Here is a 17,888-nt window from a genome sequence, read left to right as displayed (position 1 = left end):
GCGCAGCAGTCGTAAACCTGAGGACCAAATATGGCTGGCACACCGAGGCGCCTGATTTTGCGACGGCTACGCCGCCGAACGCAGCCTCGTTCCTTTGGCAGCTGCTACAAGTTGTTATGTTTCAGTGCTTTTCGAGGGTTTTTTGACGCAGGATGTAAATGCTCACCAGCACCGCGCTGGTCAGCATAAAGCCCCGGGCCCAAGGCAATGGCACCAGGTAGCAGGACACGCCAATGCTCAGCCACATCAAGCCAATGGCATAGACCTTGCCCTTGAGCGGAATTCCGTTGCCATCAAGATAGTCGCGGATCCATGGCCCGAGCCGAGGATGCTCGACCAGCCATTGATAAAAGCGCGGGGAACTGCGAGCAAAGCATGCTGCAGCCAATAGCAGAAAGGGGGTTGTGGGCAGTACCGGCAGGAAAATCCCGATCACCCCCAACACTACGCTCAGCCAGCCGATGGCAAACAGAGCGTAGCGCAGCAACCGCGAACGGTTGCCCAAGGAGGGAGGTGTCACTTAATCAGTGGTGACGTGGCTTGAGGATCGCCGGCTTCTCGTCAGGTGCCTGGCACAGCAGGTACAGGGCGGTCAGCGCTTCAGGGATCTGCACGATCATGTCGTCCATCAGATTGGCATCCTTGGCGATGTCTTCGAACTCTGGCTGATCATCGAACAGGCCCGAACCCACCATGATCGGCAGCAGCATTTCGCTGACTTCTTCTTCGGCGGTTTCGAACCAGGCAGCTTCGCGCATAAATACGCCTTCCATGAAGCCGACACACCAGCCGCGCAAGTCGGAATCGTCCGGCTCGTCGCCCAGATCCAGATCACAAGGCAGCTCGAACTCTTCGTCGGACGCCAGTTGGCGAGCGATATGGGCCTTGAGCTGAATCAGCGTGCCTTCGATCTCGGCGCGCTGGGCGTCGTCCTGGTAATGAGGTGCCTCGGAGAAGATCGCATCGATCCACTCACGCTCAGGAACGTCTTCAGAGCAGATGGACAGGGCAGTCAGATAGCCGTGGGTGGCCACGTAGTCCAGCGCCTCGTCATGCAGCTCGTCGGCGTCGAGGAAGACTTGCAGGCGGGTTAGTTGCTCAGCGAAGGACATTAAAGTGCTACCTAGTAAATAAACGATAGTGAATTCTAGGCTTTCTTGAGCGCCCAAGCCAGTCGCAGGGCACATTTGGCCTCAGTTTCCGGTTATCGGTGTTGCAATTACGCAGCCCGCAGCGGGGGAGTGCTCGGGTATACTGCCGCGTTTTGTGATGCCCTGTGGAAAATGCAGCGCACCGGTGCCCTGTGCCCGAGCCTTTGAATGGCTTGCGGCCGTGCCGGATCGTGTTGGCGCAGGGGTGTTTCGGCGATTTCTGGAGTTTTTATGCTCGAACAGGCTCAACGCGTACTCAAAGACATCTTCGGCTACGACAGTTTCCGTGGCCGTCAGGGTGACATCATTGAGCGCGTGGCCAATGGTGGTGACGCCTTGGTGCTGATGCCCACCGGCGGCGGCAAATCCTTGTGCTTTCAGGTGCCTGCGCTGCTGCGTGATGGCCTGGCCGTGGTGGTGTCGCCGCTTATCGCCCTGATGGATGATCAGGTCGCGACCCTTGAAGAACTCGGGGTGGCGGCTGCAGCATTGAATTCGACCCTCAACGCCGAGCAACAGCGTGACCTGGCCAACCGCATCAAGCGCGGTGAAGTCAAAATGCTCTATCTGGCGCCCGAACGTCTGGTACAGCCGCGCATGATGGCGTTTTTGCAGAGCCTGGATATCGCTCTGTTTGCCATCGACGAAGCGCATTGCGTGTCGCAGTGGGGTCATGACTTCCGCCCCGAATATCTGCAATTGGGCCAACTGGCCGAAGTGTTCCCCAATGTGCCGCGTATCGCCCTGACGGCCACGGCGGACAAACGCACTCGCGAAGAAATCGTCACCCGCCTGCATTTGCAGAACGCGGAACGTTTTCTGTCGAGCTTTGACCGGCCCAATATTTTTTATCGCATCGTGCCAAAAGAGCAGCCGCGCAAGCAGTTGCTGGCGTTCCTCTCGGAGCGGCGCAGCGATGCAGGCATTGTGTACTGCCTGTCGCGTAAAAAAGTCGACGAAGTGGCGAAGTTCTTGTGTGATCAGGGCTTCCCGGCCTTGCCGTATCACGCCGGTTTACCGAGCGATACCCGTGCCGCCAACCAAAAGCGCTTCCTCAACGAGGAGGGGCTGATCATGGTAGCGACCATCGCTTTCGGCATGGGTATCGACAAATCCAACGTGCGCTTTGTCGCACACCTGGATTTGCCCAAGTCACTCGAGGCCTATTACCAGGAAACCGGTCGGGCAGGGCGTGACGGCCTGCCAGCTGATGCGTGGATGGCCTACGGTCTGCAAGACGTGGTGATGCTCAAGCAAATGCTGCAAAACTCCGAAGGCGATGAGCGACACAAGCGTCTTGAGCATCACAAGCTCGATGCGATGTTGTCTTTGTGCGAAGAAACCCGCTGCCGCCGTCAGACCTTGCTCGCATATTTCGACGAAGACATGCCGCAACCTTGCGGGCATTGCGACAACTGTGTCGATGGCGTGCAGACCTGGGACGCAACCGAGCCTGCGCGTCAGGCGCTGTCGGCGATTTATCGTACCGGCCAGCGTTATGGCACCGGGCACTTGATCGATGTGCTGCTGGGCCGAGAAAACGAAAAAATCCGCAGCGTGGGTCATCAGCACTTGTCGGTGTTTGGTGTCGGCAAAGACCGCAGCGAAGGCGATTGGCGCACGCTTTTCCGTCAGTTGGTGGCCCGTGGTCTGGCCGATATCGATATTGAAGGCTACGGTGGTTTGCGTTTGAGCGACAGCTGCCGGCCGTTGCTGCGCGGTGAAGTGACGCTGGAACTGCGCCGCGAGCTGAAGCCGCAAACCTCGGTCAAAAGCAGCTCTGCCAGCCCGGCCAGCCAACTGGTGCGCGGCGAAGAGCGCGAACAGTGGGAAGCCCTGCGTGCCTTGCGACGCAAGTTGGCTGAAGAACACGGCGTGCCGCCTTACGTCATCTTCCCCGACTCGACTTTGCTCGAGATGCTACGCAGCCAACCCAGCTCCTTGTCCGAGATGGCCACGGTCAGCGGTGTCGGTGCGCGCAAGCTGGAGCGTTACGGCGAGGCGTTCCTCGAAGTACTCGGCGGGCAGGCTGAAACCCCGAAAGTGGTGGCCGACATCCGCCACGAGTTGATCAGCCTGGCCCGCGCCGGCATGACCCCGCTGCAAATCAGCGGGCAATTGCAGTGCTCGGAAAAGAACGTTTACACCATGCTGGCCGAAGCCATCGGGCGTCAGGAGTTGTCGCTGGAGCAGGCGCTGGACTTGCCTGAAGAGCTGATGGAAGAAGTGCAGGATGCGTTCCTGGATGGCGAAGGGGAGCTGCCGAGCGTGGCCAGCATTGCCGAGCAATTCAAGGGTCGGGTGCCTGAAGGCGTGCTGTATTGTGTGCGTGCGGCGCTGCAATCGGAATTTGAAATCTAATGATTATGTAACGATTGATTGACTTGTAGCTATTGCCTATGAGCAATCGTCATGCTTAGCTGACTAATAATTAGTTTCACTCTATTTTCAGTCTAATCATTGAGTTTTTTATGCCGTTAACCGATCAACACCGTTTTGGTATGCAACTGGCCCAAATGTCTCGTGGGTGGCGTGCCGAACTGGATCGTCGTCTTGCTGGCCTGGGCCTGTCCCAGGCACGCTGGTTGGTGCTATTGCATCTGGCCCGTTTTGACGAAGCGCCCACTCAGCGCGAACTGGCCCAGAGCGTTGGCGTTGAAGGTCCGACCCTGGCCCGTCTGCTCGACAGCCTTGAGGCTCAGGGCCTGGTGCAGCGCCACGCGGTAGTTGAGGATCGGCGTGCCAAGAAGATCGTCCTGAGTGATTCTGCCCGCCCGTTGATCGAGCAGATAGAAGCCATTGCCACGGCGTTGCGTCAGGAACTGTTTGTGGGCATTGATGAAGAAGAACAGCGCATCTGCCTGCGGGTTCACAAGCGCATTCTGGATAACCTGGAAAAAAACTGATCCCTGCACATTTTCCCTTGTGGGAGCGAGCCTGCTAGCGATGGCATCACTGCGGTCTCTTTGGAGGACCGCGCTGCCAGCATCGCGAGCAGGCTCGCTCCCACATTGGCGTGAACCGTCAGAACGTCTGCCCCAGGTTCAGATACAGCGCCTTTTGGTCATCATCGTTAAAGCCATAGCTGAAGTTGAGCGGGCCCAGCGGGGTGTCGAAGCCGATAAAGATACTCGCCGCATTGATATAGCCGCTGTCGAACTCGTTGTCGTTGTTCCAGGCGCGTCCGCGCTCCAGCGACGCCCCGGCATACAGCGGGAAATCAAACGGCAAGTACGAGCGCGGAGTCAGGCGACGGTAGTACACGGCGCGCATCAGGCTGATGTTTTGCCCGGAGATCGCGTCCTGCCTGAAGCCCGACAACTGCCGCGCCCCTCCTAGCAAATAACTCGATGTGACAACGTTGGCCTGATCCAGAGTCCGCGCGTATCGCCCACCCAGAATCCAGGTGTTGGGTCCTGAACTCAGCGCCTTGTCCAGGTTGAATTCCCACTGACGATAGCGCTCATCCGAGCCAATTCCCGGTTCGAACTGGCGTACGCTCAGGTTGATATCTTCACCCGAGTGCGGGAAGTACACGTTATCCAACGAGTCGAACGAGTATTTGATGTCATAGAAGCCCTCATTGAAGCTGGCGCTCGGCAAGTCCTGATCGCCGATTCGCACATTGGCTTTGCCCCAAGCCTCGCCAACACCCAAACGGATCTCACCGCTGTTGCCGATTTGACGACCCACATTCAAACCAAAGCCGTAACGTTCCAGTCGATATTCTGCGACGGGATCGTTATCGAGGATGGACTCCACGTTCTGTGACTGGGCGTTGATATACGGAGCGACGAAGTACCGCGAGCCCGCATCCAGTGGTTGATAAAACTCGCTGTAGAGTTCTTGCTGGTCACCGATTTGGACCCGGGTCAGCCATTCGGCTCCTAAGGTGTTGATGCCGTTCATGCGGTAACTGGCGCCCAAATTGAACGCGCTATCACCGCGCAGATCGTCAGACAGGTTCAGCCCCAGCCGCAAGTAATCAGTGCCGCTGCGCTTGGCCCGAGCGCTGATCACCAAGGTATGATCCTGGCCTTTGCGCGCGACGCGGTATTGCACCTGATCGAAGTAATCGAGGCCGTACAGGGTGCCCATATCTCGCTGCAGGCGGCCCAGATCCAGTGGCTCGCCGATCGGTTGGCGAATGTAATAGCGGATTACCGAGTCGCCGATTTTCGAGTCGTTCTCAATTTTGATCGCGGTAATGACCGGCGTACGCTCTTCGCTGGTGCGGGCAGCTGCCAGGCTCGCATCAGGGTTTTGGCGCAGGCTGGCCAGGCGCTTTTCAAGAATCTGCGTGGCCCGGTAACCGGCGTTGATGATGTCTGCGGAGCGGCCAAAATCAGTGGCGCCATAACTGGCCAGCGCGGGCTGGATCAAGATGTCGTCCGGTTTTAGCGACGCAAGCTGCACCTCGGAGTTAGTGCGGGTCATCAGGGTGATGGACTGATTGAGGATGTCGAACACCGTGCTCAGCTCTTTGCGCCCGCGCAGCGGTGTACCGATGTCGACCACGATGACGATATCCACGCCCATTTCCCGGGCTACATCCACCGGGATATTGTCGACCATGCCGCCGTCGACCAGCAGTTGACCATTGATTTCAACCGGGGCGAACACCGCAGGGATCGACATGCTGGCGCGGATCACCTGGGGCAGATGGCCTTTGCGAAACACTACTTTTTCGCCGTTGACGATATCGGTGGCTACGGCGCGGAACGGGATCGGCAACTTGTCGAAATCGCGAATATCGCTGCTGTGGGCCAGCAGGCTTTCGAGCAGCAGTGACAGGTTCTGGCCCTGGATCACGCCCAATGGCAGGCCCAGGCTGCCATCGTCGCGAAAGCTGAGTTTTTGTTTGATCAGAAAGTCGCGGTCATCCTGCTTGCGTCGAAACGGTACGTCTTCGCGGTCTGGAGCGTCAGACAGGGCGTCTTTCCAGTCGATGCTCAAGGCGAGTTTTTCCAGTTCGTCGATCTTGTAGCCGGAGGCATACAGACCGCCGATTACCGCGCCCATGCTGGTGCCCGCGATGGCATCGATGTGAATACCCTGTTCTTCGAGGGCCTTGAGCACGCCGACGTGGGCCAGGCCACGGGCCGCCCCCCCGGACAACACCAGGCCGACTTTCGGCTTGCCCGCTTCGGCGGCAAACAGCATCAAGGGGCAAAGACACAGGAGTAAACAGCTCAGCAGGCGGCGCATCATGAATCTCTGGGCAAGCGATAAAGGCGGCTATTATAGCGGCGCCTTTCTCTTCAAGAGCCTTTGAAATCATGTCGCTCAATAAACCCGAAATTGTCATCACCTATTGCACCCAATGCCAGTGGCTGCTGCGTGCCGCATGGCTGGCCCAGGAGTTGCTCAGCACCTTTGCCGAAGACCTTGGCCGGGTTGCGCTGGAACCGGGCACCGGCGGGGTGTTTCGCATCACCTGCGACGGCGTGCAAATCTGGGAGCGCAAGGCCGATGGCGGCTTTCCCGAGGCCAAGGTGCTGAAGCAGCGGGTGCGTGATCAAATCGACCCGCAGCGCGACCTTGGGCATAACGACCGGGCTCAGTGAGCGCCAGCGTCCACAGAGGTGTTGCGCGGTGCCGGGCCGCTGGCCATACGGCTTGATACCACGATAGCGACGATGATCAGCACTCCGCCCAGCAGCATGCGCAGCGTGGGTGTTTCGTGGAACAAGACCCACGCCAGTGTGATGCCATACACCGGCTCCAGGGCGAAAACCACGGCGGCGGTGCGTGCTTTGATCACCCCCAGGCTGGCGACGAACAGGCTGTGCGCCACACCGGTGCAGAGCACGCCGAGCAGGCCGATCCACAGCCAGTCCAGCGGGCTGACGTCGCTCAGCCCCGGGGCGGCAAAAGGCAGCAGGCATAATGCGACGACTGCGTTTTGCCACATGGCGGCCTGTACCGCAGGGACTCGGCCCGAGCTGGCGCGGTTGTTCAGCGACAACAGCGAGAACAGCAACCCCGAGGCCACCGACCACAGCAGCCCTTCGGTGGCCTGGCTGGCCAGATCAAAGCTTGGGGTGACGAGGATCAGTCCGACGCTGACCAGTACCACCAAAATGATTTCGTTGAGCCGAATGCGTTCGCGAAAAATCAACCCTTCCAGGATGACGGTAAACGCCGGGAAGCTGGCAAAGCCCAGGGTTGCAATCGCCACCCCGGCGATCTTGACCGAAACAAAAAAACTCACCCAATGCCCGGCCAGCAGCAAGCCGCTTAACAGCAAGCTGCGGGCATCGCGCAGGGTCAGCGGGTGCCAGCGGGTGCGTTTGGCCAGCGCGGCAAAGCACACCAGGGCCAGCACCGCGAAGGCGGCGCGGCCAAATACGATAATTGAGGCCGAAGCAGCTGCAAGCTTGCCGAATACGCCGGTCAGGCCAAACAGCAGGGCGCCGATATGCAGGGCGCCCAGGGCGGTACGCGGAGTCATTGCAATCCTTGAATCAATCCAGGCAAGGCGTGCAGTCTAAAGCGCGAGGCGCGGGGCTGTCTGTCGTCAAACTGGCGTCAGTTGTCGCCAGGCTCGCGGCGCAGCACTGACGGCGAGGCACCGAACTCACGGAGCATGGCGGCGGCAAACGCGCTTTGCGAACTGTAACCGACGCGGTTGGCGACTTCGCCAATCGGCAGGCTGCTCTGGCGTAACAAGGTCAAAGCGCTGCGCAAACGGCGTTGGCGGATGTAGTCCATTGGCGTTTGCCCGCACTCGCTGGCAAAGCGGCTGTGCAAGCGGGCGCAGGACAAACCAGCGATCTGCGCCAGATCCGCGACTTGCAGTGGGTAGGCGGCGTTCTGCTCGATATAGGCATCCAGAGCGGCGTAAGGCAGACGCTTGGGTTGCGCCCGTTCAGGAGCAAGGGTGTTCAAGCTGGCCAACAGCAAAATCGCGCCTTGGCGGGCAATCAGCGGATCGCTTACCGGGCTGCTGGCGAGCCAGCTTACCAATTGATGTTGACGGGGATCGAGAGGCAAGTGCCCGGCAGTGTCGAGCAGTTGGCGACTGGCATCGGCATGCTCGCCCAGCGACTGCCCGAGCCAGTCCTGCCCCGGAACATCGAGCACCAGGCAATGGCTGCCTTGGGTGCTGCCGCAAGTGTGATGGGCTCCGGCGGGCACGATGATCAAATGTTGCTGGTGCAACAGGCTGGCGCGCCCGTCTACTTCAAAGTCGAGCTTGCCGGACAGACTGATCACCACCTGCGCGTGCTCATGGCTATGAGCAATCACCTCGTGGCGGTAATGGCGCAGTGACAGGATCTGGTCCATGGCGATCTCTTTTTGTAGGATCAGTGCCGCCAAAACGCTGGAATGCACAGTACGAACACGGTAATGATCTCCAGTCGTCCAAGCAACATGCCCAATGACAGAATCCACTTGGCTGCATCCGGCAGGCTGGCGAAGTTGCCGGACGGCCCAATGGTCTCGCCCAACCCCGGCCCCACACCAGAGACCGTACTGGCCGCGCCGGTGAGGGCGGTCATCCAGTCCAGCCCGAGCAGCGACAAGGCCAGGGCAATTACGCAAATGGTGATGGCGAAGAAGAACGAAAAGGTCAAAATCGAACGTACGATTTCCTCGTCGAGGCGGTGGCCGTTGTACTTCTGCTTGATCACTGCCCGCGGGTGGATCAGTTGGTTAAGGTTGGCCTTGAGCAGGATATAGGCGACTTGAAAGCGGAAAATCTTGATCCCGCCTGCGGTCGAACCCGAACAGCCGCCAATAAAGCCCAGATAGAAAAACAGCATCAGCGAGAAATTGCCCCACAGGCTGTAGTCGCCAAGGGCAAAACCCGTAGTCGTAACCACTGAAGTCACGTTCAGTGCCACATGGCGAAAGGCATCCCACCAGGGCATGTTGGTGGTCCACCACAGCCAGGCGCTAAGCACCAACCAAGTCACCAGCAGCAGGCCAAGCAAACCTTGTACTTGCTGGTCCTTGATCAGTGCCTTGCGATGGCCGCGCAAGGTTGCGACATAAAGAGTAAACGGCAGGCTGCCCATGATCATGACGGCGATGGCGACCCAGTGGACCGCCGGTTGTGACCACTTGGCCAGTGATTGGTCGGAGGTCGAGAAGCCGCCAGTGGAGATCGCCGACATCGCGTGGTTGATCGCATCAAACACACTCATGCCCGCCCACCAGAACGCCAGGCTGCCGAGGATGGTAATGCCGACGTACGTGGCGACAATCAGGCGGGCCACCATGTGCGAGCGCGGCATGACTTTTTCGGAGCGGTCAGAGGATTCGGTCTGAAACAGGCGCATGCCACCGATTCGCAGCAAGGGCAAGATCGCTACCGCCATCCCGATAAAGCCGATGCCGCCCAGCCAGTGCAGCATCGAGCGCCACATCAGAATGCCGGGGGACATGGTGTCCAGCCCGCTCAAAACCGTGGAGCCGGTGGCGGTAATACCGGACATGCTTTCGAAAAACGAGTCGGTATAGCTGATGTGCTGCGTCAGCAAAAATGGCAGCGCGGCGAAGATACAGACGATGACCCAGCTGGACACTGTCAGCAGGTACATGTCGCGGGGCCGCAGGTGAACCTGCTCGGGGCGCCCGGGTATCACCAGCGCCAGGCCAGCAAGAAAGGTGATCAGGCTGGCCCACAGAAAGGACGGCAAGTCGCCCAAATGGTCGTAAATAACCAACGTCAGCATGGGCACGGCCATGCTGATCGCGAGCGTAATCAGGAAGATGCCGATGATAAAACCAATGATGCGTAAAGTCGGCAACGCCATGAAGTCAGCTCGGGGATGAAAGAGGGGCGCCATTCTACCTGTGGGCTGGGCTATGTAAACCGCCAAGCCTTCGGGAGATACCGTTAGAATAGCCGCACATTTTCTTCAGGAGGTGGCCAATGGAGGCTCTCGACGCTTTGCTCAACCGTGTTTCTGCCCCGCGCCTGCTCGACCCGGCGCCAACGGCTGAGCAACGTGAAGTACTTTTTGCGGCCGCCTTGCGTGCGCCGGACCACGGCCAGTTGCGCCCTTATCGGTTTTTGACGGTTGAAGGCAATGCGCGCAACCAATTGGGCGAAATCCTCGCCGAGGCGGTGCAGGCTCAGGGCGGCGAGGTGACTCAAGCCGCACTGGACAAGGCTCGCGCCATGCCTTTGCGAGCCCCCTTGGTGGTCGTGGTGGTTGCCCGGTTGCAGGACCACTTCAAAGTGCCTAAGTCCGAGCAACTGATTACTGCGGGCTGTGCGGCCCATGCCATTGAGTTGGCGGCTTATGCCCAAGGCATTGGTGCGGTATGGCGCACGGGTGAGCTGTCGTATGCGCCGCATGTGGCCAAAGGCCTTGGCTTGACCGAGGGTGAGGAAGTGGTGGCATTTTTGTACCTGGGCACGCCGCAGAACGAGTTACGAACCGCGCCTAAGGTCGATAGCGCCGAGTTTGTGACGGTCTGGTCGGTTAAATAACACCCTGTAGATACTCTGTTCCAGGTCAAGCCCCAGTGGGAGCGAGCCTGCTCGCGAATGATCTTCGCGAGCAGGCTCGCTCCTCAGCGGCTACAGAACGTTACAGAGCTTTACAAATTGCCGTTCGGCTCCAGCGGCAACTCCAGAGTGGCAACAAACCCGCCATCCGGGTGATTGCTCAGCACCAGCCGCCCGCCATGGCGTTCTGCCGCACGGCGTGCAATTGCCAGTCCCAGCCCGTGCCCGGCCGCTGTCTGACCGGGAGCGCGGAAGAATGGTTCGCCCAATTGCGTCAGGTACTCCTCAGCAACTCCGGGCCCATGGTCGCGAACCTTGATGGTGATGTGCTCGCCTTCGCGGCCGGCGCTCAGCTCAATCGGCTGGCCGGGCGGGTTGAAGCGCTGCGCGTTGCGCAGCAGGTTATCCACCGCACGTTCGATCATCGTCGGCCAGCCGTTGAGGTTCAACCCCGGCTCGTCGTGCAGGTGCACCGGCTGCTCGGGGGCCGCCATCGAAGCGTCTTTTTGCACCGCACTGAGCAGGGCATTCAGTTCGACGGGTTCCGCACTGGCCTGATCGGCATCAACCCTGGCCAGGGCCAGAATTTCGCTGATCAACGACTCCAGTCGGTCGCACTCGCGGGTCAGGCGCGGCCACAGCTTTTCACGCTCCTCGGGCCCGGCGCGTTCGGCCAGGGCCAAGGCGATGCGCAGCCGTGCCAGCGGCGAGCGCAGTTCGTGGGACACGTCGCGCAGCAATTGGCGCTGGCTGCTGATCAGGCTCTGCAGGCGGGCGCCCATGCGGTTGAAGTCGGTGGCCAGCACGCCAAACTCATCACGTCGTGAAGCCAGTCGCGCCAGGCTGTTCTGCTGATAGGTGGTTTGCCCCAGATCATCCACTGCCACGCGCAGGCGGCTCAGTGGGCGGGTGATCGACAGCGTAACCAGCAGGCTGAACAGCGTCAGTACCACCAGCGCAATGCCCAGCGCACTCAGTGGCCAGATCAGGCTTTGGCGATGCCAGGCATCCAGTTCCGGGTGTGGAATGCGATAAATCAGCAGATAGGTTTCAGCAGTTGTGGGGCTGGTGTATTCGACGGTCAGGCGGCGCCACGGCAGTTCCTCCTGGCCCGGATTCTGGCGGGCTTCCCAGGCAGCTGCGCGTCGGGGGAAGGTGCCGCGTACCACGGGGTCGCCACTTTCGTTCAGCACTTGCACATCGATGTGATAGCGACGTTTGCGTTTTTCGAGGAATTCTTGCGCCGCATCGGCGCCTTGGGTTTCGTAGCGCTCCGTCCATTGTTGCGCCAGATTGGCAATTGCGGGGTGACGGGAGAGGATCCAGGCGTCTTGATTGAGCATGTGCCCCAGCAGGATCGACAGCCCTGCAACCAAGGCAATCGCCAGCCAGAAGCTGGCAAGAATGCGCCAAAACAGTGATCGCACGGTAATTCCTCACGAGTCATGGATTAAAACGAGTAAAGCCCAACGGCCAAGGGCCGTTGGGCTTGATGTGCGCGTGGATTATTGCGCTTTTGGAGCTTGCTGTGCTTTCCAGTCTTTGAACTGCTTCCATTCAGCCTGACGCTCGGCGCGTTTCGTTTGCATCTCGTCGAAGCGTTTTTGCTGATCAGGCTTGAGCAAGGCACGGATATCGCTCTGGGTTTTATCGTGCTTGGCTTTCATCTCGTCTTTCAGCGCTTTCTGATCGGCAGCTGGCAGTTTTTCCAGGTACTTCTCGACCAGTTGCTTGCGATCATGCATTTGCTCGCCCATCAACTTGCCGATTTGCTGGCGCTGTTCGCGGCTCAGGTCCAGTTGGCTGTACGGGGCATCGCCGCGGCCGTGTTCACCACCGTGACGTGGGCCCATCGAGCCATCGCCACCAGGCATGGCCATTGCGACGGTTGGCAGTGCTGCAGCAAACATCAAAGCAATTAGAGTCTTGCGCATGGTGTATCTCCTTCGATTACGGTTCCGGTGAATCCGGATGCGCCCAGTTTAGGGAGATCAAGGTCAAGCGCTGTCAGCCATGCGTAAAGCTTTGGTAAAGAGGGTTTTGCAGCGGGTTTACATATACGTCCTCTGTGTGGGGACGTCCTGTAGCCGCTGCCGCTGCGCTTTTCGAAGCCGGACCTATCGCAGCCCGCGGCAGCGGCTACATGGATAAATCAGGCGCTGTAAAAGTAACCGCGGCTGCGCAGCGCTACGATGCGCGGGCTGCCATCGGGGTGGGGGCCGATTTTTTTGCGCAGGTTGCTGACGTGCATGTCGAGGCTGCGATCGTACAGGGTCAGCTTGCGACCCAGGGCGATTTGCGCCAGTTCCTGCTTATCCAGCGGCTCACCCGGTTGGCGCAACAAGGCTTCGAGAATGCGGCTTTCAGAAACAGTCAGGGTAATGTCGTGCTGGTCGATGGTGGCCACGCCGCGCATCGGGCTGAAACACAGGTCGCCCAGCTCGATCTGGGTGGAGACGGCGGCCGGATGGCTGCGGCGCAGTACCGCGCGCAGGCGGGCGGTCAGCTCACGGGGGTCGCACGGTTTGGCCAGATAGTCATCGGCGCCCAGTTCCAGGCCCAGAATCCGGTCCAGCGGTTCGCCGCGGGCTGACAGCATCAACACCGGCAGGTCCGGGTGGTCGTTGCGTAGTTGCTTGAGCAGCTCAAGGCCGCTGCCGTCGGGAAGCATCACATCCAGCACCACGGCATCGGGGCTGGATTCGGTCAGCGCCTTGCGGGCACTCAGACCGTCGTGGCAAGCGCGAACCTGGAAGCCTTCCTGGCTCAACCAGCTGGCCAGCAGCTCACACAGCTCCTGGTCATCATCTATCAGTAACAGGTCGCTCATGACTTACTCGATTTAGCCGGTGCCGACGTTGTCTACGTCGACCACCGGTAAAGATACAGGTTACGGCAGGACTTGCTTGAACGGCTTGACGCTGACATTGGCATACACGCCAGCGGCAACGAAGGGGTCAGCCGCGGCCCAGGCCTGGGCGTCGATCAGGGACTCGAATTCGGCCACCACCAGGCTGCCGGTAAAGCCGGCAGCGCCCGGATCATTGCTGTCGATGGCCGGGTGCGGGCCAGCCAGCACGATGCGACCTGCCGCTTTAAGCTGTTGCAAACGCTCAAGGTGCGCGGGGCGGGCAGCCAGGCGAGCTTCGAGCGAGTTGGCGACGTCTGTTGCAATAATGGCGTAGAGCATGTCAGTCCTTGGTCTTGGGGGTGGTTGGGTCGGTGTCATGCAGATGACGCGACAGGTAGATACCTTGGGCGATCAGGAACAGCACGGTCATGCCCAGGCTACCAAACACTTTAAAGTCGACCCAGATGCTTTGATAGGTGAACGCAACGAACAGGTTGGCAGCGCCGCAGAACAGGAAAAACCCGATCCAGGCCAGGTTCAGGCGGGTCCATACAGCATCCGGCAGGCTCAGTGCGTGCCCCATCATGCGTTTGATCAGCAGTTTGTCGCCGATGAAATGACTACCGGCAAACGCCAGTGCGAACAGCCAGTTCACCACCGGTGCTTTCCACTTGAGGAAGGTTTCGCTGTGGAAAGCCAGGGTAAGGCTACCGAACAGCAGGCAGGCAACCAGGGTCAGCCATTGGCTTTTTTCGAGTTTGCGCTGCTTGAAAAACAGAATCCCGTAAACCACCAGCGAACTGGCGATCAACATTGCAGTAGCGCTGTAGATGCCCCCTACCGACAGGCTGTGCCCGCCGATTTCGACGATGCGTGGATCGGTTTTATAAACGATGAAAAACAGTAACAGCGGGATGAAGTCGATGAATTGTTTCACAGTGGCAGCCAGAAGCAGGATGTAGCGGCATAATAACAAACATCAATGACAGCGAAAGCGTCAGCTAGAGGTTATTAAATTCCCGTGGAAATTGACTTGCATTGCCATAGCACAGCTTCCGATGGCGCCCTGGCGCCTGCGGTACTGGTCGCGCGTGCGTTCGAGAAAGGTGTGCGAGTCCTGGCCCTGACCGATCACGATACACTTGAAGGCCTTGACGAAGCCCGCGCTGCGGCGCAGGCGTTGAACATGACGCTGATCAACGGCGTTGAATTGTCATGCACCTGGGGTGGGGCCACGATTCATGTGCTCGGCTATGGTTTTGATGTCAATGCTCCGGCGTTGGTCGAGGCGATTGCCAAACTTCATGATGGCCGCTGGCTGCGGGCTGAGGAGATCAGCCGCAAGCTGGCGCTCAAAGGCATGCCCGGTGCGCTTGAAGGCGCGCGAGCCATTCAGCAGGGCCTGGGTGACAGTGGAAACGCCCCGGCCCGGCCGCACTTTGCCGACTACCTGGTCGAGGCTGGCTACGTCAAGGACCGCGCCGAAGCGTTCCGCAAGTGGCTGGGTGCTGGCAAGTTGGGCGACGTCAAACTGCATTGGCCGACCCTTGAAGACACCGTCGCGACCCTGCGAGCAGCGGGCGCTTGGGTCAGCCTGGCGCACCCTTCGCACTATGATTTCACGCGTAGCAAGCGCCGACGGCTGATTGGCGACTATATTCAAGCTGGGGGTCACGCAATTGAAGTGGTCAACGGGCATCAGCCAGCCGAACAGGTTGGCAGCTTGGCGATCCTTGCGCGTGAGTTCGGTCTGCTGGTCAGTGCCGGCAGTGATTTTCATGGCCCAGGAGGTTGGTCCGAGATCGGCGAGTACCGTCCCATCCCGGAAGATCTACCGCCATTGTGGTGTCGATTCAAATATGAGCAACCCACAGCCAACGTCTGAACAGGTAAACACTGTGAGTCAATTTTTCCAGATTCATCCGGAAAACCCACAACCGCGCCTGATCAAACAGGCCGTTGACATCATCAAAAAGGGTGGGGTGGTGATTTATCCCACCGATTCGTCCTACGCCGTGGGTTGCCAGATGGGCGACAAGGGCGCGATCGAACGGATCAAGCGCTTGCGTAACCTGGACGACAAGCACAACTTTACCCTGATGTGCTGCGACCTTTCTCAGTTGGGGCTGTTTGCCAAGGTCGACACCGGCACCTTCCGTTTGCTCAAGGCGCACACGCCGGGGCCTTACACCTTTATTCTCAACGCCACCCGCGAAGTACCGCGCCTGCTGCTGCATCCCAAGCGCCGCACCATTGGTTTGCGGGTGCCGAGCCATCCGATTGCCTTGGCGCTGCTTGAAGAGTTGGGCGAGCCGCTGATGAGCGTCACCCTGATTCTGCCGGGCGAAAGCGAGCCGATGGAAGACCCGTACGAGATCCGCGACGCCCTGGAAAAACAGGTCGACCTGATCATCGATGGCGGTTTTGGCGGCAACAAGGCCTCCACCGTGATCAGCATGGTGGACAGTGGTGATCCCGAAATCGTGCGCGTGGGCTGTGGCGACCCTGAACCCTTTATGGTCGAGGCCTGATGTCTGACGTTCAAGCTCCTGAGGCGGTAGAGGCCCAGGCCGGTGCCCAGCAAGAACTGTCGCTCGCTATGGTCTATGGCCAGGCCGTCATCGAAATGCCGCAAGACCTGTACATCCCGCCGGATGCGCTGGAGGTTTTTCTCGATGCTTTTGAAGGCCCGCTCGACCTGCTGCTGTACCTGATCCGCAAGCAAAACATCGACATCCTCGACATTCCAGTGGCGGAGATCACCCGCCAGTACATGGGGTATGTCGAGTTGATGAAAACCGTTCGCCTGGAATTGGCTGCCGAATACCTGGTTATGGCTGCGATGCTGGCCGAGATCAAGTCGCGCATGTTGTTGCCGCGCTCGGTTGCAATCGAAGAGGACGAGGGCGACCCTCGGGCCGAACTGATCCGCCGCCTGCAGCAATATGAGCGGTTCAAGGCTGCTGCTGAAGGGATTGAGGGGCTGAGCCGGGTAGGGCGCGAGGTGTTTGTGCCCAAACTCGACGCGCCCGAGGCGCGGGCGCGCAAGCTGGTGCCGGATGTGGCGCTGGAAGAACTGCTGATGTCGATGGCTGAAGTGTTGCGTCGCACCGACATGTTTGAAAGTCACCAGGTCAGCCGTGAGGCTCTGTCGACCCGCGAACGGATGAGCGACGTGCTCGAACGCCTTAAGGGCGGCGGTTTTGTACCGTTTGTCGAGCTGTTTACCGCCGAAGAAGGCAAGTTGGGCGTGGTCGTGACGTTTATGGCCGTTCTTGAGCTGGTCAAAGAGTCGCTGATCGAATTGGTGCAAAATGAACCCTTCGCGCCGATCCATGTGCGGGCAAGAGCCGAATAAAGAGCTGAAACCATGAATTTGACTGAACCCCGCGAGCTGGCCCCCTTGCTTGAGGCCTTTCTGTTGGCCTCGGGAAAGCCGCAAAGCCTTGAGCGCCTGTTTGAATTGTTTGAAGAAGGCGAGCGCCCGGAACCGCCGGTGTTCAAAAAGGCCCTGGAGCTGTTGCGCAAATCCTGCGATGGCCGGGCGTTTGAGCTCAAGGAGGTGGCCTCGGGCTATCGCCTGCAGATCCGCGAGAAATTCTCACCCTGGATCGGACGCTTGTGGGAAGAGCGCCCGCAGCGCTATTCGCGAGCCATGCTTGAAACCATGGCGCTGATAGCCTATCGCCAGCCTATTACCCGGGGCGAGATTGAAGATGTGCGCGGTGTAGCGGTGAACAGCCATATCGTCAAAACCCTGCTTGAACGTGAGTGGATTCGCGTGGTGGGGTATCGCGACGTGCCGGGCAAGCCCGCGATGTTCGCGACCACCAAGGGCTTTCTCGACCACTTCAACCTCAAAAGCCTCGACGAATTGCCGCCGTTGGCCGAATTGCGCGAGCTGGAGCCAGATCCGATCCTCGATTTTGACGACGCCCCGGTGCCTGCGCATCTTCAGGCCCTGGCTGACGAAAGCGCAGAGCCTGAAGAGCCGAAAGACGAAACCAGCTTCCGCACCCTGCTGACGGAACTGGACTCGATGGAAGAAGGTCTTAAAACCGACTTTGATGACTTGTTGCGCGACGCGGCGCCAATTGATGTTCCGGAACCAGAACCAGAACCAGAACCGGAACCAGAGATAGAGGCGCAACCACAACCACAACCGCAGCAACCCTCTGCGGCCGAACTGGCCCGCGAGCGCTTGCGCGCAGCCGTTGCTGCGCTTGAGCAGCGATCCGCCTTGAGCGATGATGAGCTTGAGGCACAGGCGCTAGCCGAAGCCATCGAACAGGAACGCCGCGAGCTGGACGACTGACGCAAAACCTCTGTGGGAGCGAGCCTGCTCACGATTTGAGCGGCGAGGTGTATCTGTGACTGACGTAGCGATCCCATCGCGAGCAGGCTCGCTCCCACAAAAAAG

At 59.4% G+C, this 17,888-nt stretch carries 19 protein-coding genes; 8 read left to right on the top strand and 11 right to left on the bottom strand.

Features of this window, described 5'->3' with window-relative positions; genetic code table 11:
- Positions 1-121: 121 nt before the first annotated feature.
- Complete coding sequence (locus U5A05_RS16635; RefSeq protein ID WP_321833973.1) at positions 122-520, bottom strand: YbaN family protein; 399 nt, start codon at positions 518-520, stop codon at positions 122-124.
- Positions 521-524: 4 nt separating this feature from the next.
- Positions 525-1,112 carry a UPF0149 family protein gene (locus U5A05_RS16630; RefSeq protein ID WP_048360714.1) on the bottom strand — a complete coding sequence of 196 codons (588 nt, stop codon included), beginning with the start codon at positions 1,110-1,112 and terminating at the stop codon, positions 525-527.
- 270 nt (positions 1,113-1,382) lie between these two features.
- Between U5A05_RS16630 and recQ the strand changes: the two genes are divergently transcribed.
- Positions 1,383-3,512, top strand: a complete 2,130-nt coding sequence (gene recQ / locus U5A05_RS16625) for a DNA helicase RecQ (protein ID WP_261739018.1) — start codon at positions 1,383-1,385, stop codon at positions 3,510-3,512.
- A gap of 110 nt (positions 3,513-3,622) precedes the next feature.
- A complete protein-coding gene (locus U5A05_RS16620; RefSeq protein WP_261739017.1) occupies positions 3,623-4,057 on the top strand; it encodes a MarR family transcriptional regulator in 435 nt (144 codons plus the stop codon).
- A gap of 118 nt (positions 4,058-4,175) precedes the next feature.
- On the opposite strand, the gene U5A05_RS16615 is transcribed toward U5A05_RS16620, so the two are convergent.
- Entirely contained in the window at positions 4,176-6,359 is a 2,184-nt protein-coding gene (locus U5A05_RS16615; protein ID WP_261742465.1) for a patatin-like phospholipase family protein, read from the bottom strand.
- Between the two features lie 71 nt (positions 6,360-6,430).
- Here U5A05_RS16615 and U5A05_RS16610 point away from each other — a divergent pair, with 71 nt between their 5' ends.
- A complete protein-coding gene (locus U5A05_RS16610; RefSeq protein ID WP_261739016.1) occupies positions 6,431-6,718 on the top strand; it encodes an Rdx family protein in 288 nt (95 codons plus the stop codon).
- On the opposite strand, the gene U5A05_RS16605 is transcribed toward U5A05_RS16610, so the two are convergent.
- From U5A05_RS16605 to U5A05_RS16595, 3 genes are all read right to left on the bottom strand, one after another.
- Positions 6,712-7,605 (bottom strand): DMT family transporter, encoded by an 894-nt coding sequence (locus tag U5A05_RS16605; protein WP_321833971.1) that lies wholly within the window; start codon positions 7,603-7,605, stop codon positions 6,712-6,714. The two genes, U5A05_RS16610 and U5A05_RS16605, sit on opposite strands and share 7 nt — an antisense overlap.
- 77 nt (positions 7,606-7,682) lie before the next feature.
- Positions 7,683-8,441, bottom strand: a complete 759-nt coding sequence (locus U5A05_RS16600) for a helix-turn-helix transcriptional regulator (RefSeq protein ID WP_261739014.1) — start codon at positions 8,439-8,441, stop codon at positions 7,683-7,685.
- Between the two features lie 20 nt (positions 8,442-8,461).
- Positions 8,462-9,916, bottom strand: a complete 1,455-nt coding sequence (locus U5A05_RS16595) for a TrkH family potassium uptake protein (protein WP_261739013.1) — start codon at positions 9,914-9,916, stop codon at positions 8,462-8,464.
- A gap of 119 nt (positions 9,917-10,035) precedes the next feature.
- Here U5A05_RS16595 and U5A05_RS16590 point away from each other — a divergent pair, with 119 nt between their 5' ends.
- Complete coding sequence (locus tag U5A05_RS16590) at positions 10,036-10,599, top strand: NAD(P)H nitroreductase (RefSeq protein WP_261739012.1); 564 nt, start codon at positions 10,036-10,038, stop codon at positions 10,597-10,599.
- Between the two features lie 110 nt (positions 10,600-10,709).
- Here the strand turns inward: U5A05_RS16590 and U5A05_RS16585 are convergent, their stop codons facing one another.
- The 5 genes from U5A05_RS16585 to U5A05_RS16565 all read right to left on the bottom strand — a co-directional run bounded on the left by U5A05_RS16585 (position 10,710) and on the right by U5A05_RS16565 (position 14,405).
- Positions 10,710-12,044, bottom strand: coding sequence for a sensor histidine kinase (locus tag U5A05_RS16585; protein ID WP_261739011.1), 1,335 nt, complete (start codon positions 12,042-12,044; stop codon positions 10,710-10,712).
- A gap of 78 nt (positions 12,045-12,122) precedes the next feature.
- On the bottom strand, positions 12,123-12,551 hold the full coding sequence (locus U5A05_RS16580; RefSeq protein ID WP_261739010.1) for a Spy/CpxP family protein refolding chaperone: 429 nt from the start codon (positions 12,549-12,551) through the stop codon (positions 12,123-12,125).
- A 218-nt stretch (positions 12,552-12,769) separates the two neighbouring features.
- Entirely contained in the window at positions 12,770-13,447 is a 678-nt protein-coding gene (locus U5A05_RS16575; protein ID WP_261739009.1) for a response regulator transcription factor, read from the bottom strand.
- A 60-nt stretch (positions 13,448-13,507) separates the two neighbouring features.
- Positions 13,508-13,807, bottom strand: a complete 300-nt coding sequence (locus U5A05_RS16570) for a YciI family protein (protein WP_261739008.1) — start codon at positions 13,805-13,807, stop codon at positions 13,508-13,510.
- A 1-nt stretch (position 13,808) separates the two neighbouring features.
- Positions 13,809-14,405 (bottom strand): septation protein A, encoded by a 597-nt coding sequence (locus tag U5A05_RS16565; RefSeq protein ID WP_261739007.1) that lies wholly within the window; start codon positions 14,403-14,405, stop codon positions 13,809-13,811.
- 84 nt (positions 14,406-14,489) lie between these two features.
- Between U5A05_RS16565 and U5A05_RS16560 the strand changes: the two genes are divergently transcribed.
- From U5A05_RS16560 to scpB, 4 genes are all read left to right on the top strand, one after another.
- Positions 14,490-15,353 carry a PHP domain-containing protein gene (locus U5A05_RS16560; protein WP_261739006.1) on the top strand — a complete coding sequence of 288 codons (864 nt, stop codon included), beginning with the start codon at positions 14,490-14,492 and terminating at the stop codon, positions 15,351-15,353.
- 13 nt (positions 15,354-15,366) lie between these two features.
- Positions 15,367-15,999 carry an L-threonylcarbamoyladenylate synthase gene (locus U5A05_RS16555; RefSeq protein WP_261739005.1) on the top strand — a complete coding sequence of 211 codons (633 nt, stop codon included), beginning with the start codon at positions 15,367-15,369 and terminating at the stop codon, positions 15,997-15,999.
- Positions 16,000-16,127: 128 nt separating this feature from the next.
- The gene (locus tag U5A05_RS16550; protein ID WP_321836527.1) at positions 16,128-16,826 is read left to right on the top strand and encodes a segregation and condensation protein A; all 699 of its coding nucleotides are present in this window, start codon (positions 16,128-16,130) and stop codon (positions 16,824-16,826) included.
- A gap of 12 nt (positions 16,827-16,838) precedes the next feature.
- Positions 16,839-17,783 carry an SMC-Scp complex subunit ScpB gene (gene scpB, locus U5A05_RS16545; RefSeq protein WP_321833970.1) on the top strand — a complete coding sequence of 315 codons (945 nt, stop codon included), beginning with the start codon at positions 16,839-16,841 and terminating at the stop codon, positions 17,781-17,783.
- The last annotated feature ends 105 nt before the right edge of the window (positions 17,784-17,888 follow it).

The organism is Pseudomonas kulmbachensis (assembly GCF_963681935.1).
Classification (GTDB): Bacteria; Pseudomonadota; Gammaproteobacteria; order Pseudomonadales; family Pseudomonadaceae; genus Aquipseudomonas; species Aquipseudomonas kulmbachensis.
The sequence above is the reverse complement of the archived record's forward strand: the minus strand, read 5'-3'. Positions and strand labels throughout refer to the sequence as shown.